Annotated in this window: 9 protein-coding genes and 1 pseudogene; 6 read left to right on the top strand and 4 right to left on the bottom strand. The window is 43.9% G+C overall.

The genetic code is table 11. The annotated features are described in order from the left end of the window. Positions 1 to 277: 277 nt before the first annotated feature. The 3 genes from efp (at position 278) to radC (ending at position 2689) form a co-directional block, all read left to right on the top strand. Positions 278 to 844 carry an elongation factor P gene (efp, locus tag EV202_RS06990; RefSeq protein ID WP_106069239.1) on the top strand — a complete coding sequence of 189 codons (567 nt, stop codon included), beginning with the start codon at positions 278 to 280 and terminating at the stop codon, positions 842 to 844. 132 nt (positions 845 to 976) lie between these two features. Next, the gene (locus EV202_RS06985; RefSeq protein ID WP_131926337.1) at positions 977 to 1966 is read left to right on the top strand and encodes a glycosyltransferase; all 990 of its coding nucleotides are present in this window, start codon (positions 977 to 979) and stop codon (positions 1964 to 1966) included. 36 nt (positions 1967 to 2002) lie between these two features. Further along, positions 2003 to 2689 (top strand): RadC family protein, encoded by a 687-nt coding sequence (gene radC, locus EV202_RS06980; protein ID WP_131926335.1) that lies wholly within the window; start codon positions 2003 to 2005, stop codon positions 2687 to 2689. Between the two features lie 502 nt (positions 2690 to 3191). On the opposite strand, the gene EV202_RS06975 is transcribed toward radC, so the two are convergent. Next, positions 3192 to 4322 carry an AAA family ATPase gene (locus tag EV202_RS06975; RefSeq protein ID WP_125239913.1) on the bottom strand — a complete coding sequence of 377 codons (1131 nt, stop codon included), beginning with the start codon at positions 4320 to 4322 and terminating at the stop codon, positions 3192 to 3194. A 205-nt stretch (positions 4323 to 4527) separates the two neighbouring features. Here EV202_RS06975 and EV202_RS06970 point away from each other — a divergent pair. Then, positions 4528 to 4918, top strand: a pseudogene (locus tag EV202_RS06970) (MarC family protein); the annotation flags it as partial. 148 nt (positions 4919 to 5066) lie between these two features. Here EV202_RS06970 and EV202_RS06965 read toward each other — a convergent pair. From EV202_RS06965 to EV202_RS06955, 3 genes are all read right to left on the bottom strand, one after another. Further along, positions 5067 to 6605, bottom strand: a complete 1539-nt coding sequence (locus tag EV202_RS06965) for a RagB/SusD family nutrient uptake outer membrane protein (protein WP_131926333.1) — start codon at positions 6603 to 6605, stop codon at positions 5067 to 5069. A gap of 13 nt (positions 6606 to 6618) precedes the next feature. Next, complete coding sequence (locus EV202_RS06960; protein ID WP_131926331.1) at positions 6619 to 9513, bottom strand: SusC/RagA family TonB-linked outer membrane protein; 2895 nt, start codon at positions 9511 to 9513, stop codon at positions 6619 to 6621. Positions 9514 to 9724: 211 nt separating this feature from the next. Further along, on the bottom strand, positions 9725 to 10924 hold the full coding sequence (locus tag EV202_RS06955) for a site-specific integrase (RefSeq protein ID WP_131926329.1): 1200 nt from the start codon (positions 10922 to 10924) through the stop codon (positions 9725 to 9727). A gap of 792 nt (positions 10925 to 11716) precedes the next feature. Here EV202_RS06955 and EV202_RS06950 point away from each other — a divergent pair. Together EV202_RS06950 and EV202_RS06945 are read left to right on the top strand one after the other, a co-directional pair. After that, positions 11717 to 14902 (top strand): SusC/RagA family TonB-linked outer membrane protein, encoded by a 3186-nt coding sequence (locus EV202_RS06950; RefSeq protein WP_165899403.1) that lies wholly within the window; start codon positions 11717 to 11719, stop codon positions 14900 to 14902. A gap of 29 nt (positions 14903 to 14931) precedes the next feature. Further along, positions 14932 to 16572, top strand: coding sequence for a RagB/SusD family nutrient uptake outer membrane protein (locus tag EV202_RS06945; RefSeq protein WP_131926327.1), 1641 nt, complete (start codon positions 14932 to 14934; stop codon positions 16570 to 16572). The last annotated feature ends 16 nt before the right edge of the window (positions 16573 to 16588 follow it).

Raw genomic sequence — 16588 nt, 5'->3', positions numbered from 1 at the left:
TTGTTGTTATCACTTACAAAGTTAACTATAATGGTATAGCTTTTTTAGGGCTATATTATGTTATCCGTCACTTCCGATTTTAAACATAGGAACTTGTTTTATGTTATTATTCTCACGAATTCGGGCTGCAAAAATAGGGACTTTTTTCAAATAAACCAAGAGATAACTCATTTTCTCTCAAAAGTTTTTGTGATTTTTGTCGATTTCCATTACTTTTGCAGCTGTGAAGCAATTCCAACAAACAAAGTAAACTATAAATAATATAAAGACTATAAGTATGATTAATGCCCAAGACATTAAAATCGGGACTTGCATCCGCATGGACGGCAAGCTTTATTTCTGTATCGACTTTCTGCATGTAAAGCCGGGAAAAGGTAACACCTTTATGCGCACTAAGTTGAAAGACGTAGTGAACGGCTATGTGCTCGAACGTCGTTTCAACATCGGTGAAAAGCTGGAGGACGTACGCGTGGAGCGTCGCCCGCACCAATATCTCTATCACGATGGTGACTATTACCAGTTTATGCATCAGGAAACTTTCGAACAAGTACCTATCACCCACGACCTCATCAACGGTGTAGACTTCTTGCTTGAAGGCATGGTGGTAGACGTGGTATCGGACGCCACAACCGAGACCGTGCTTTATGCTGATGTGCCGGTAAAGGTTCAGCAGAAGGTTACTTACACTGAGCCGGGGCTGAAAGGTGACACGGCAACCAATACCTTGAAGCCTGCAACCGTAGAGTCGGGGGCAACCGTTCGTGTTCCCTTGTTCATTAACGAAGGCGAGACCATTGAAATAGACACTCGCGACGGTTCTTACGTAGGCCGCGTAAAAGCATAATTTCTTTGTACAGTTTGTAATTCGCTCGGCAGCTTGTCCATAACTTTTTTGGGCAGGCTGCTTTTTTTATTGCCGGATTTCCATTATTGCCGGGTTTCCATTACCTTTGTTCGTCGCTAAAGAACAAACGCTATGAGATACTCAGTCATTATCCCCGTTTTCAACCGTCCGGACGAAGTGGACGAGTTGCTGCAAAGTCTTATCCGCCAGAGTTACACCGATTTTGAAGTGATTATAGTGGAAGACGGCTCTTCTCTTCCTTGTCGGGACATCGTGGAGAAATTCCGAGGAAAGCTGGATATACATTATTATAATAAGCCCAATTCCGGCCCCGGACAGACACGCAACTATGCCGCAGAGCGCAGTAATGGTGAGTATCTGATTATTCTGGACTCCGACTGCATTCTGCCCGAAGGATATTTCACCGCTGTGGAAGATGAATTGCAGTGCAAGCCCGCCGATGCCTTCGGTGGCCCGGATCGTGCGCACCACTCCTTTACCGACATGCAGAAAGCCATAAACTATTCCATGACTTCTTTCTTCACCACCGGCGGCATACGCGGAGGAAAAAAGAAGATGGACAAATTCTATCCCAGAAGTTTTAATATGGGAGTGCGGCGAGACGTCTATCAAGCCTTGGATGGTTTCTCTAAGATGCGTTTCGGCGAGGACATTGATTTCAGTATCCGCATCTTCAAGGCAGGATATACGTGCCGCCTGTTTCCCGGAGCATGGGTATATCACAAACGTCGGACGGACTTGAAGAAGTTCTTCAAACAAGTACATAACTCCGGCATTGCCCGTATCAATCTGTATAAAAAATATCCTGAATCGTTGAAGATAGTCCACTTGTTGCCGGCAGCATTCACATTGGGCTTGGTTATACTGTTGTCAGGTGTGCCTTTCTGCTTGTACAGTCTGATGCCTATCGTTGCCTATGCTCTGTTGGTCTGTGCGGATTCTACCATCCGAAATCGAAGTCTGCGCATCGGTATCTATTCCATTGCCGCTTCTTTTGTCCAACTTGTTGGCTATGGGACGGGCTTTTGGCTGGCTTGGTGGAATTGTTGCGTATTGGGAAGAGGAGAGTTTGAGGCTTTTAAGAGGAGCTTCTATAAATAGTCACAACAAAGGCGGCGGAGATAATAAGCATACGGTATGAATAAGCTGAATATCAATCAGTGGGCAGAAGAGGATCGCCCGCGGGAGAAAATGATGCAGAAAGGGGCGGAGGCTCTGAGTGACGCCGAACTGCTTGCCATACTTATCGGATCGGGCAATACGGAAGAGAGTGCCGTAGCTCTGATGCAGCGGGTACTTGCTGCCTGTGGCAATGACCTTAACCGGTTGAGTAAATGGGAAGTACATGACTTTTCCCGTTTCAAGGGTTTGGGGCTTGCCAAAAGCATCACCGTAATGGCTGCCCTTGAATTGGGTAAACGGCGTAAATTACAGGAGTGTTCCGAACGCGCCGTCATCCGTTCATCGGCAGATGTCTATGAGCTGTTCCATCCTTTGCTATGCGACCTTGCCACCGAGGAGTTTTGGGTATTGCTTCTGAATCAGACTTCCAAAGTGATAGACAAGGTGCGCATCAGTCGCGGAGGTATCGATCAAACGACTGCCGACGTACGAACCATCCTACGCGAAGCTTTGTTGCGGCGTGCCACACAGATTATCCTCATCCATAATCACCCTTCGGGCAGCACACGCCCCAGCATAGACGATAAACGCCTGACGGAACAAGTGAAAAAAGGCGCGCAGACCATGAACATACATCTGGCCGACCATGTAGTTGTTACGGATGGTCGCTATTACAGCTTCAGTGATGAGGGAATGTTGTAACCTCCGGCTTCTTTCAGCAGGGCTGCCTCTGACTTGTTATTGCTTTTACCTTTACCGTATCTAATGATACCTGAGTTCAGGACAAGAAGCAGGTCGATAACCTTACACGGATACTTGTGTTTTAAAGTAAAATTCCATTGGTTATCAGACGTTTACTCCTACCCTGTCAGACACAAGTGTCTGATGGCTCAAACACCTGTGTCTGTCACGTCAGGAACTTGTGTCTGTCGGCTTGGACACTTGCGTCTGTCATGACAAAGGCTTGCAGCTGTCAAAACAGGGGGGGAGGGCGCTCGACGTAAAAGGCTCTTTTCTCTTCTGCCTAACCATTGTAAACCGGTGCATTCAAGAAATATCTGACCGATAGGATGCAGCCCCTCATCTTTAGAAGAAGGAACCGCCTATCCCGAATTCAGGTCTAATGATGTGTTATTAACCTTGTCGTAATCTCAGGCATTTGAAAAGCAGACCTGAAATCAAGCTCTCAAACCTTTGCCGGGCGTCACGCTTTCAATTCCTTTTGTAGCCACACTTTCATCACCGGATCCGGGATGATAACGTGGCGCTTCTCAATCTCTATAAGTTCTTTTTTAATCAATGCCCTCTTTACGATACTGACATTTGCCGACGAACCAAGTTGATATTTCTGCAAAACCTCTTGTGTGGTAAACTCGCTATGGACGCCATCAATAATGGCCTTTAAGAAATTCATCTGATAAGTCGTAAGGCTCTCGGTCTGTTTTTCAAACAACGGTGTGTTTTGGTCAATAATATCCTGATATGCCATCTTGAAGTCCTGCTCTGTGGCGACTTTGTCCGTATGCACCCATACCAACCATGCCAACTGCTGCACATACGAAGAATGGTTGTCCACTCTTTGACATATTTTTTCGGCCAATTCTTTTGAGATTTGTTTACCTGTAGCAGCAAAACGGCCACAGATGTAATCAATCCAATCTGAAGTTCCGATTTTGGGCAAATAAATAGCGTCGCCGAATTTATAAAACGGAAGGCTTCTTTTTTCAAAAAGCTCATTCATCAAGTGCTTTTTACTGCCGAACAAACAATAAGATACTGACTTTTGTAGTTGCCATACAGAACGTAACCGCTTCTGAAAAGTCTTCGAATCCTTGAATTCGGCAATCTGTTGGAATTCATCGATGCATACAACAATCTTACAACTTTTTTTTTGCGCTATTTTTTCGGGGAGTTGCAGAATCTCATCAATATCGTCGCTTTTGGGATTCATTTCAAGTGAAATGGAGAAATCCGTCATCGGATCAGTGCCTATTGATATTTTGGGGCTGATACGCGAAAGGAATAACTTGACATTTTCAAGCCACTCATCCAGCTTGGAAGATGTTTGTTTAAGAACGGCGGTCGCAAATGCGTCATAGAAATCTCTGTCGCTGCGACACGGGAATATATCAAGATACACAACCTTCAATTTGTCGGATTGTGCCAAGCGGCACGCTTTCTGCACTAAAGAAGTCTTACCCCAACGGCGGGGAGAAATCAGCACCGTATTTATGCCGTGTTGAAAATTCAATAGTAGACGTTCCGTTTCTTTCTCCCGATCGGTAAAATTATCGCCCGATGTTGCAATACCGAATATAAAAGGCTTATTCTCCATAAATCTTCAGATATTATTCTGATGTAAAGGTAGGTAATATTTTTATTAGTAACAATGTTGTTACTAATAAATTTGTTACAATGTAAATCCTAAAGACTGTCTTGGTCTTAGAATACTTTAGATTTGCACAATCATAATTATTTAGTGTAAATTCTACCTTTGCAGTTAAAACAAGTTAACCAGGGAGTATGGTGGCCTATATCGAGTTCTGGTTAAAATAGGTTTTGATATGCTGCAGGCCGTTACACGCCTATGAAGCTGAAAGATGAAGAGATAAAGACTTATGCCGATGACATTTCCACACTCCGCTTGGCATTCCGATGCTTTGTGGGTCGGCTGCCATAGCCAACGCCATTGTGCTGATGCAGGATGCCTATACCTTTGAGATGAAAGGGGCTGATAGGTAGATTGCTTTGAATTATTTGTTGACTTTCTTTGTTTTGGGTGCTTCGACGCACTTGGTGAAAGTGTTGGGCGAAACGGGAAACGATGTGATGATGCGCTTGATGAGACTTATTCTGATGGTTATTGCAGTGGAGTGTTTTGTCAGCGATGTCAAATCCAGATTGATGGATATATCGAAAGATTGTATTTGACGTTTTCTTCGAATGTCCGAAATGATGAGTCATTAACAATTTGAACTGCCCCAAAAATTATCTAACTTCTTGGGCAGTTCAATTTGTTAATGACCTTATAAAAGTCTCCTGCACAGATAATCCAGGAAAACTCTTCTAAAACAAGTTATTATTCATTATCATCATTCTTCGTAATAGAAGGATTGTTCTCCATCTCAGTATCTGGAATATGATAAATCAGGCGAAAATCGCGTGAAGAATACGTCACTGCCTTGAACTGCGGCAAATCAACGGCATGATTTGTACTAGTCGAACGATCTATTGTCTCGCCGCGGCGCTTAGCATCAAGATAGCGATTACCTTCCATCCATGTATCGATACGTTTCTGTAAACAAATTTCCCGATACAGAGCTTCACCACTGTCAGAGCATGAATAGCCGGGGATACGGGTTGCCATCACCGCATTCAACATATTCTTTGCCATTGCCTCATCACCAGCCAAATAATAAGCTTCAGCTGCTACAAAATACATTTCGCCACTGCGGAAGTAAATTATTGCAGAAGTAAAGGCTTCTGTACTTGCTCCGGTCATATAAGTATCTCTGAACTTATTCTGTATATATGGTGTCAATTTGCCGGATTCTTCATAGCCGTAGTTGACTTTCAACTTATTGTAAGCCGCATCATAGCCAAACCATTTTTTGCGAATATCGTTCTCGGCTATCTTATCATACAAGTCCGAAGCGATAAGTTTGCGGAAGCCGACTTTACCTCCATAGCCAATCATATAAGCGTCTACATGCGAGAAGAAAGAGGCATAATATCCAGTAGTTTCGGTAGTTACATTGTATCCCCAAATAACCTCCGGCATATCCAAGGAGTTGAATCCTCCCAGCATATCGCTTTCGGAGTTAAAAGAACCTCCGGCTGCGGCAGCTTCGGCATATTTAGCCGCATTGGCATAGTCACCTGTAAACATCAAAATGTTAGCATATATTGCCGCCGCTGCATATTCAGACAAGCCCACTTTCCCATTATGGAATTTTTCTCCTTTCAGGTAACCATAGCCTTTCTCTATGTCGCTGAGGATTTGGGTATAAATATCTTTTACGGGAACACGTTCCTGACGATATACTTCTTCCGTTTTCAATGGTACACCGGGCTTATCGGCTGCCACACTGTACGGATGTTGCCATAGATTTATCAGCCAAAAATAGCAATAGGCACGTAAAGAGTAAGCTTCGCCCAACATGATTTTGGCCTCTTTACTTCCCGGTTGTCCTCCATCTGTAGGTTTCAGCATCAAAATGATGGTATTGGCGTTGTCTATCACTGAGTATAACTGATTCCAAGTGCTTCTTGTACGTCTGTAGTTACCCTGCCTGTTATCCAATTGGTAGTCGTAACAAAAGAAATGAGCATCTCTGTTATAGGCGATATCCTCACAAAACAAGTCCGTAGCCAATTTGATTGCAGGGAGTCCAAAATCGTCATGACCGATATGATAATCACCTCCAATGTATAAATTCATGTAGGCACCAGTGACATAAGCCTGTACCTTTGTAGGTGTTTTCTGCATAGTTGCAGTTACCGTCTCTTCTTCCAGATAACGGGTAGGGTTCGTCTCCAAATAATCATCGGAGCAAGACACAGTCAGCGCAATAGCACTGAATGCAATACCTTTGAATATAATATTTCTCAGATTCATATAAGTCTTGTTTTTAGAATGTTAAAGAAAGTCCTACAGATATTGAACGAATTGCCGAATAGTTGGCTTGTGACTGGCCGTAAATGTATTGGCGTGGATCCATACCTTTACGTTTCGACCAAAGAGCAACATTATCTGCGGCAAAATAAATACGCGCATTTTCGATAGCAGCCGGCTTCAACCATGACTTCGGGAAAGTATATCCCAACGTAATGTTGCGGATATTAAAGAAAGTAGCGCTGATGAGGAAACGGTCGGAGAACGTGTTGGCATTCTGGTTACCATTCAATACCGGAATATTACTTGTTGTATTCGTTTCACTCCATGCATTCCGTATATCCTGATGCCAATTGCGACCTGCATCGCTACCCGCATGCATCAAGCTGGCATACATGCTGTCGTAGATTTTTCCGCCCAACTGATAATTCGCGGCGATGGAGAAGTCAAGCCCTTTCCACGAAAACTCTGTGCTAATGCCACCTTGGAAGTCGGGAAGAGCCGTACCGATATAATATTTAGTGGCCTTACTATAGTCATCTGTCGTTTCCAATGTGATATTCCCTTCTTTGTCTTTACTATCTCGATACCACAGTGAATGCCCTTTCTCGTCCAAACCGGCATAACGGTAGTAATAGAAATCATATACACTCTTTCCTTCGCGGATATTATAGTAAGTACTGTGAGTGATACCGGCTTCACGCTTATCTTCAGGTATATCGGTCACCTTGTTCTTGTAGTGCGTTCCTGTCAAGGTCCAGTTCCATTTCATATCTCTCGGCATAGGGATATTAATGCCCAAAGTGAATTCAAAGCCCTTGTTGGTCATAGTCAATGCATTTTTCGAAATGTATGACAGGCCGGAAGACATAGGTTGGGGCACATTGTACAACATGTCTTCCGTTTTTTTGTTGAAATACTCAAAATCGATATTCAGCAGATTGTCCCACAGACTTGCACTCAAGCCCACATTGAAGTTGTAAGAGGTTTCCCAAGTCAAATCAGGGTTACCGTGATAATATTTGGATACCGCAAAACTACCGTCAGAATTCGATACGGAATATTGGGTTTTGTAGGCATAATAATTGCTGGTGGTAGTGGTAGGATAATAGATGTCATCATTACCTACACTGCCATAGCTGGCACGCAATGTCAGGTTACTTATCCAAGAAACGTTCTCCATAAAGGTTTCTTTCGATATTCGCCAAGAGCCGCCCAATGACCAGAACGTACCCCAACGATTGTCTTTGGCAAATCTGGAAGAACCATCGCGGCGGAGTGAGCCGGAGAAGTAATACTTGTCGTCGTAATCATAGTTCAAGCGTCCCAAATAAGACTCAATGGTATACTCATTTGAATAAGAATTCATATCCTCCATGGTGATGGCATTGGAGTATTCCGGTACAAGATCATCGAAGAATTTGGTCTTGGCATTATACAAATAATTATACATATACTTATAGTTTTCGTGGCCTACCAATATATCCAAATGATGTTTGCCGGCTATTTCCTTGGTATAATTCAACAATTCGTTGATGGTGTAAGTCTGTGAGCGGGTACGATATTTATAACCACGTCCTCCCGAAGCAGCAGCATCGCCGAAAGAAGGTGTCATAAAGCGATTCTGCATTTGGTTAGTCATGTCGTAACCCATATTTCCCGAAAACTTGAAGTCTTTCAGAAATGTAATATTGACGCCAAAACGGCTACTGACATTGTCGCTGATAATTTGATTCTGGTTAGCGGCATCGGATGCAACAACATTCTGATTGGATCCCCATGCTCGGTTTCCATAAGTTCCATCACCAAAATCATAACGTCTGCTTCCATCTTCATTATAAACAGGAGTTCCTTTTCCATCGTAAGCATACACCGGATAAATGGGAGCTACATATTGTGTAAACATAAATGTGTTCACATAATTGCTTAGACCACTAATTGCTTGGCTGTTCTGCTCACCGCGCGCATAAGCCACACTACCGTTCAGCTTGATAAACTCATTCACTGTATAATCACCGCTGGCACGAAGAGACAAGCGGGTGTAATCCGAATTGGAAATAATACCCTCATCATCCAAATATCCCAACGACAAGAAGTGAGTCGACTTGTCCGAACCACCTTGTACGGTTAAAGTATATTCTTGACGTGTTCCATTTGAGATGGCTTCTTTTTCCCAATCGTCTTGATACAACAATTTTGCGGAAGTAAGATTACCGTTAGTGTCTACAATCGCCCCGTTGTCAGTATCATAAGGATTGTAACCCAATTTTCCGAAAAGTCCGGCAGAAGCTTTTTCACCTGACCCCAATTGATTCTTGAGTACAGTCCAATAAGTAGTCATATATTCACCCGGTGATTTCATGATGTCGTATTCGGGAATACCTCGGCTGTTTATTCCCATACGGGCATCAAGAGTTACTTTTGATTTCTGCGAGTTCCCCCTTTTAGTGGTAATTACCACAACTCCATTGGCAGCACGCGAGCCATAAAGTGAAGTGGAGGCGGCATCTTTCAGTACGCTGATGGACTCAATATCAGAAGGATTGATAGCCGAAATACTTCCGTCATAGGGCATGCCGTCTACCACATACAATGGGGCTGCACTAGAATTGATAGACCCGATGCCTCGAATACGTACAGTGGCACTCTCGCCCGGCTGACCGGACTGCATGGCTACTTGCACACCCGGCGCAGCACCTTCCAAAGCCCTACTGACATTGGACACTTGAAGTTTTTCTATGGACTTGGAGGATACAGTCGAAGCCGATCCCGTAAACGAAGATTTCTTCGCTGTGCCATAAGCCACAACCATAACCTCTTCCAATTGCTCAGCTTCCGCTTTCATCACGACTCTCACATTCGGTTTTATAGCCACCTCCTGTGTCTGCATACCAATGAATGAAATCTGCAAAGTCTTTGCGGTACTATGTCATATACGGCAATCTGCTTGTCTGCCTTAAGAAAACGAGAAGAGCCTGTTCGATTTTCATCCGGAACATTTATCGAGCATGGCTCCACAGAACACGGTTGTGCCCCGGCAACACATTTTATCTACCCACCCTTTACCGACTTTCAGATGTAACACTTTGTAAGCCAACCGACAGCCGACAATTGTCATGAGGCTATTTGTCGTGAGTGCATCTACCCGGTTCATTAATCGGATGTTCCGAGTTCTTTTTCAAATCCTGTACGATGGTCATATCCATCACATCCGCATAAACCTGGGTGGTTTTTAGGTTCTTATGGCCGAGCAGCTTCTGCACCGTAGTGATGTTTACACCTTTATATATTAATAAGGTGGCGTTGGTATGGCGGGCGGTATGGAAAGATATCCTTTTTCCTAAATTAGCCAAGCGTGCAAGCATAATCAACTCCTTGTTCACGTTGGAATTGTTTTTCAGTTGGTAGAAACAATCCGGGGCATCCTTGTATTTATCCAATATCCCGAGCGCTTTCCCGCCGAAAAGAAGAAAAAGGGGAAGCCTGACTTCCGTATCGGTTTTGACGGTTCTATAAACCAGCCATGTTTCCCGATATATTTCTACTATGTTATCCGAAGAGAGATTGATGAAATCGGAATATCGTATTCCCGTATAGCAGCAAAAGAGAAACGCATCCAGCGTCTTCCTGTACTTGGCGGCTTTCCCCATAAGGGGCAGGTGCTCCAGCCGTTCCAGCTCTTCCGGAGTGAGGTGGGTGTGTTTGTTGGCCACGGTTTTAATCTTATATTTTCTGAAAGCATATTCCCTCATTTCCATGTAACCCTTGTTGATTGCTATATTGACCTGCCGTTTAAGGTGTTTCATGTGCTTGGCTATCGTGTTGATGTGGTAACCTTTGGAGCGCAGGAAGCATTCGAACGAAGTGATAAACTCGAAAGTCAGGTCGGCAAAGCAGAGATCCTTTTTAAACTCCCCCAGTAGTGCAAGCGTAGAGAGGTGGTTGCTCTTGCTGCTCTTTTTCAACGTGGAATTTTCTACTTCTTGTTTGAAGAAATGCAGAAAAGACGCAGAATTGCTGTTGCCGCTCAAGCCGTCTTTCAACGACTCCAGAGAAATGCGCTTTCCTTGCCGCCACATATCCAGTTCTTTCTTTTCTATCTCTGTTGCATACTGCTGTATCCAGCGATTCAGGGCATCTGCATTCGGGTGCTTTTTCACTACACATCTGGCGGTGTCCCACTGCTCCGGTTTCAGATAAACTCCGGTAGAGAAGTACTTTTTCTTGTTTTTCAGATAGGCTTCCACTTGCACCAAGGCCATCCCTTGCCTGTTCAGGCGCTTCTTCCTGTTGTACACTAAACGGTAAGTAATCTTATTCATCTCTTCAGTTTTTTAGAATTTGCATTGCAATTATGCGGCATTTCCTTCAACAAACCGTCATCAGGGATTCTTTCCGGTTTTATGTGGCATGAGGGTGTGTCAAAACTAAAATGACCTCTCCGAAAAGTTACAGAATGTAACTATAAGACCTAAAAAGAGTCGTATCAAGCTCTGTTTCGAGTAATGATACAACTCTTCTTTTTGCCTTTAGGGATGTTCAACTTTCAAATCAAAAGTTCATCTGGATTAAAATTGAGTTTTGACACACCCTCATCTTCGCATAGAATGAAACCTTGTCTCTCATTACGAGTGAAGCCACTTCCCATTACTACTGAAGCCGCTTCACTCGTAGTGGGAAGTAGCTTCAGTAGTAATGGGAAGTAGAGTTTCATCTCGACAAGAATGGGTGAAACTTTAGGGTATTTATGGGAAAGATAACGGTTATCCGGGATTCCTGCTACTTGGACTACGAAGCCGAATTATCAGTGCATGAAGCATATTTCACAAGCCACCGGCCTGTTTTTTTAACCTTATTGATATAAAAAGTGTATACAAAGCAGAGTCTTTCGCCAAATGCGGGGGTGCATTATGATAGGCCGTCTTCTTGTTTTTGGATCTTTTAAAGGTAAAAAACATGCTTAAAAGCATAAAACAGCCATACGCATTAACAAAAAGACAGATTTACAAGGTTTTTTCAATAAAATAATTGTCTAATTCAGTTTTATTAATATATTTGCATTTTGTTAGAGTAAAGAAACAATTAATGTAAAGTTAAACTTTAAGAGAGAATTTATGAAAAGAAAATTAATGCTGTTATTGGCCTGTCTTTTTGTTGGGATAGGCTTGGTAACTGCCCAAACCCAGAAGGTTACGGGTGTTGTAACCTCTGAAGAAGACGGGCAGCCGGTTATTGGAGCTTCTGTATTGGTGAAAGGTACACAGATCGGTGCTATTACCAATGTAGATGGAAAGTTTGAATTATCGAATGTACCAAGTACCGCAAAGACTTTGCAGATTTCGTTTATTGGCATGCAGACACAGGAGGTGGCTGTAAAACCGAGTGTGAAGGTTGTGCTGCGAGCAAACACCGAACTTATTGATGAAGTAGTGATTGTAGCTTATGGTACAGCCAAGAAGGAATCGTTGACTGGTTCTATATCCGTGGTGGATAATAAGAAAATCGAAAAACGTATTACAACGAGTGTGACGGGTGCACTTGAAGGTGCAGCTCCGGGCGTACAGGTGAACAATACCTATGGTGAGCCGGGCGCAGCTCCGAGCGTCCGTATCCGCGGTTTTGGTTCTATGGTATCAGGAGCAACATCTCCGCTGTATGTGGTGGACGGTGTGCCTTTTGATGGTAACATGGCGGAATTGAACTCTAACGATATCGAGAGCATGTCCATCTTGAAGGATGCCGCTTCGGCCGCACTTTATGGTAACCGTGCCGCTAATGGTGTGGTTCTTATCACTACCAAAAAAGGACGTAACTCCAGCAAGCCGAGCATCACGCTGCAAATGAATCAGGGTATCTATAACAGAGGTATTCCTGAATATGACCGTCTGGATGCCGACCGTTGGATGGAAGCTACTTGGATGGCTAAAAAGAATGCCATGATGACTAACAAAGGAATGTCGGCAACTGAAGCGGCTGCCTATGCCACAGCACACGTTATGAGCGAATCAATCGGCCGTAACATCTACAATGCAGCTGACGACCAACTGTTTGATGCTAATGGAAAATTGATTGCCGCTCGTCTGGCTGGTTATGACGACCTTGATTGGCAGAAACGCAACGGACATCGCCAAGACTATAACTTATCTGCCGCTACTTCCGGTGATAAATATAATGTATATTCTTCTGTTGGTTATCTGAAAGAAAAAGGTTACGTGGAAGCTGCTGACTACGAGCGCTACTCTGGTCGTATCAACACCTCTTATACACCCAACTCATGGTTTAAGGGTGGTGTGAATCTTAATGGTTCTTGGACCAAGCGTAACTATAACAGTAACGCTTCGGGAAGCATGTATGCCAATCCTTTCTATATTACTCGTTACATGGCTCCCGTGTATCCTCTGTATCTGCACAATGCTGATGGTACTTACAAACTGGATGAGGCCGGAAACAAAATGCATGATACCGTTTCTCCTTATTTGAACAACCGCAACATTGCATACGAGTTGCTGAAAGATAAAGAGGAGTCAGTACGTAACGTATTGGGCGGACAGGCTTTTGCCACAGTGTCTCTGCCTTATGGAATATCGTTTACCTTGAAAGGCGACTTGAACAACAGTACTACGAACTATCAGAAGTTCAACAACCCCGAGATTGGTGATGGAGCCACGAACGGTGGACGTTTGACATCACGTGCTTACCAGTACAGAACTGTGACTTTGCAGCAAATCTTGAATTGGGACTACAAATTCAACAATGTACACAATTTCGAGGCTATGGCGGCTCATGAAACTTATAGCTGGGAACGTAAATTCACTCGCGGCATGAATACCGGTATGGCGGTAGATGGAAACCTTACTATCGGGAACTTCCTGAAAAACTCCTACTTCGAAGGGTATGATGATGAAGACAAGACTGAATCTTATCTGGCTCGCTTGAAATATAACTACGATGACCGCTACTTTCTGGAAGGTTCATTCCGTCGCGACGGCTCTTCACGCTTCCACAAAGACAACCGTTGGGGTAACTTCTACTCCGTGGGAGCCAGCTGGAACATGAAACGAGAAGTTTTCTTGCAAGATGTGGACTGGGTAAATACATTGAAGATGCGCGCTTCTTATGGTGAAGTGGGAAATAACATGGGGGTTACTCTTTATGGACACATGGCTCTTTACTCCATCGAGAAGAATGCCGGTGACCCGGCTTTGGTGAAGCAGGCCCTTGCCGCTCCCGACATCAAATGGGAAACCACTCAGACTGTAGACATCGCCGTAGAAGGCCGTTTGTTCGATCGTCTGGACTTCCAGATTGGATATTTTGACAAACGCTCAAAAGACCTGTTGTTCCAAGTACGTCTGCCGCTCTCCGCAGGTTCTTATCCCTGGGGAAGCTTGATGAACATGACGCAATACAAGAATATCGGTACAATCTCTAACCGCGGTTGGGAAATTTCTTTGAAGGCTGATATCATCAACGATAACGACTGGAAATGGAAAGTAGGCATGGATGCCACTTTCTTGAAGAACAAGATTGTAAAGCTTCCTGAAGGCAAGGATATCTTGAACGGTATGCAGAACTACTCTGAAGGACACTCTATCTATGAATTCTATACATATCATTTCGAAGGAGTGGATCAGTTGACCGGTACGTCTCTTTATACATTGGATCCGGAGAAAAAAGAGAAAGCTGCTGAGGCTGGTGCCTTGAGCTCTATCAACGGAGTGGAATATGCAACTGCTACCTCTTATGCTAAGCGTGAATGGGCGGGAAGCGCATTGCCTACCGTGTTTGGTTCTGTCAGCACAGGTCTCTCATGGAAGAACTGGGATTTGAACATGTTGTTCACCTATTCTTTGGGTGGAAAGACTAATGATGGCGTGTACAGATCTTTGATGAGTGTTTCTGAATCTGGCGCATCTGGTAGTGCTATGCACGTAGATATTCTGAACTCTTGGAAAGAAGCTCCTGCCGGTATCACAGAGACTTCTTCCAACCGTATCGATGCCAATGGGCTGCCTCGTGCAGACTTCTATAGCTCTTCAGACCTGAATGCGGTGAGCGACCGTTGGCTGACAAGTGCTTCTTATCTTGTTTTCAAGAACTTGAATCTTTCTTACAGCCTGCCCAAACGCTGGTTGAGAAGCATGAACCTTGAAGGCTTGTCTGTAACTGCTGGTGTTGAGAACCTCTTTACGCTGACTTCTCGCAAGGGACTCAATCCGCAGTATTCATTTAGCGGTGGATCAGATGATACATATGTAACGGCTCGAGTATATAACTTAGGCCTGACTGTGAAATTTTAAAGGTATAACCACTTAAATTTGTATTAGAAATGAAGAATTTTATCAATAAAATGTTTGCCGGTGGCCTGTTGGCCGGTATGATGTTGGTATCGTCCTGCTCCGGTGACTTTCTGGATACGGCTCCCACAGATTCTACGGGAGCAGCTGATGCTGTCGGTACTACGGCCAATGCCATGAAAGCCTTGAATGGTGTCGCCAAGATTATGACCACACAGCACTCACCGTTCAGACAGGGCTTTGCGGGAGAAAATAATGTCATCTCTCATTATGAGAACTATCCGAGCGAGAATTATCTCTATAATCTCTACGCTTCCGGATGGGCACCTATTCACAATCAAGAGTTCCATTCACGCACCAACTCTATCTACGATGCCTATGCATGGTATTACTATTATACCATTGTGGGCAATGCCAACACAATCATTGTCAATATAGACAATGCGGCAGGATTGGAAACAGAGAAGAACTTCATTAAAGCGTCGGCTCTGACTTTCCGTGCTTATGCTTTTGAAAAATTGGTTCGTTACTACTGCTGGCGTTGGCAAGATTCCGGTAACGGAACTTCACAGGGAATCGTGCTCCGTTTGGATGAAACTACTGGTGGACAAAAGTATGCTACACTGGGTGAAACCTATGCTCAAATCTATAAAGATCTTGATGAGGCAATCGAATTGTTCAATAAGAGTGGAAAAGACCGTGCCGAGGGTAATGTCTGGATACCGAATGTCAATGTGGCTCACGCCGTATATGCACGTGCCGCCCTTGCCAAGCAAGATTATTCTAAGGCTGTGTCGGAAGCCAAACTGGCTCGTCAAAACTTCCCGCTCATGTCGAATGCGGAATATCATGCCGGATTCTGTAACCCGACAAGTGAATGGATTTTCGGTAGCTTCGGCAGTGCACAGGAGAATAACTGGTATTGGAGTTATGGAACTCAATTCTCGTGCAACGGATATTATGCCAATAACGCTAAAACCGGGGCGGGTGCCATCGGACGTCATCTCATCAACCGTATTCCTGATAACGATGCCCGTAAGGCTTTGTTCTTGACTGAAGATAAGTTCCCTGAATTTAACTTTACTAACACCTCAGCTATTGATCAGACTTATGGTATCTTTGGAGGAAACACAAAGGGAGCTGATGCGGCAAAAGCAAGAGCTGCCGCTGCTGCTTATTGCAAAAAAATGGCTGTTTCAGGACTTGAAGCTCCTTATCAGGCAGGTTATATGTATTTGGGTGGCCAGCTTAAGTTCTATGTATTCGATACTCCGGGTGTGAGCTACTTGCCTTTCATCCGTTCATCGGAGATGGTGCTGATTGAAGCAGAAGCCAACTACTTCTTGAAGAACGAAACTGCCGCTCAGGCATCTTTGGTAGAGCTGAATGCTACTTCAGGGCGTAATCCTAAATATACTTGTGAGAAGACGGGTAATGACCTTTGGAATGAGATTATGGATTATCGCGAACTTGAACTTTGGGGTGAAGGATTTGCTTGGAGCGACTATAAGAGATGGAATCGTCCAGTAGATCGTAAGGGATTTGCTGAAGGCGGTAATGCTCATATCTCCATTGCTAAGCTTATTCCTGCTGATGGTGTGAACAAATGGACTTGGGATGTGCCTTTAAATGAAACAGACTATAATGATGAATTAAAGGACGCAAATAAATAAATTTGTTATCGTTGCT

This window comes from Prevotella heparinolytica, assembly GCF_004342845.1.
GTDB lineage: Bacteria > Bacteroidota > Bacteroidia > Bacteroidales > Bacteroidaceae > Bacteroides > Bacteroides heparinolyticus.
Note: the sequence above shows the minus strand (reverse complement) of the source record. Positions and strands in the feature narration are given on the sequence as shown.

Excerpts from the sequence above, each read along its gene's own strand:
- radC (WP_131926335.1), top strand. The coding sequence starts at position 2,003 with ATGAATAAGCTGAATATCAATCAGTGGGCAGAAGAGGATCGCCCGCGG.
- EV202_RS06975 (WP_125239913.1), bottom strand. The coding sequence starts at position 4,322 with ATGGAGAATAAGCCTTTTATATTCGGTATTGCAACATCGGGCGATAAT.
- EV202_RS06945 (WP_131926327.1), top strand. The coding sequence starts at position 14,932 with ATGAAGAATTTTATCAATAAAATGTTTGCCGGTGGCCTGTTGGCCGGT.
- EV202_RS06955 (WP_131926329.1), bottom strand. The coding sequence starts at position 10,924 with ATGAATAAGATTACTTACCGTTTAGTGTACAACAGGAAGAAGCGCCTG.
- EV202_RS06985 (WP_131926337.1), top strand. The coding sequence starts at position 977 with ATGAGATACTCAGTCATTATCCCCGTTTTCAACCGTCCGGACGAAGTG.
- efp (WP_106069239.1), top strand. The coding sequence starts at position 278 with ATGATTAATGCCCAAGACATTAAAATCGGGACTTGCATCCGCATGGAC.
- EV202_RS06965 (WP_131926333.1), bottom strand. The coding sequence starts at position 6,605 with ATGAATCTGAGAAATATTATATTCAAAGGTATTGCATTCAGTGCTATT.
- EV202_RS06950 (WP_165899403.1), top strand. The coding sequence starts at position 11,717 with ATGAAAAGAAAATTAATGCTGTTATTGGCCTGTCTTTTTGTTGGGATA.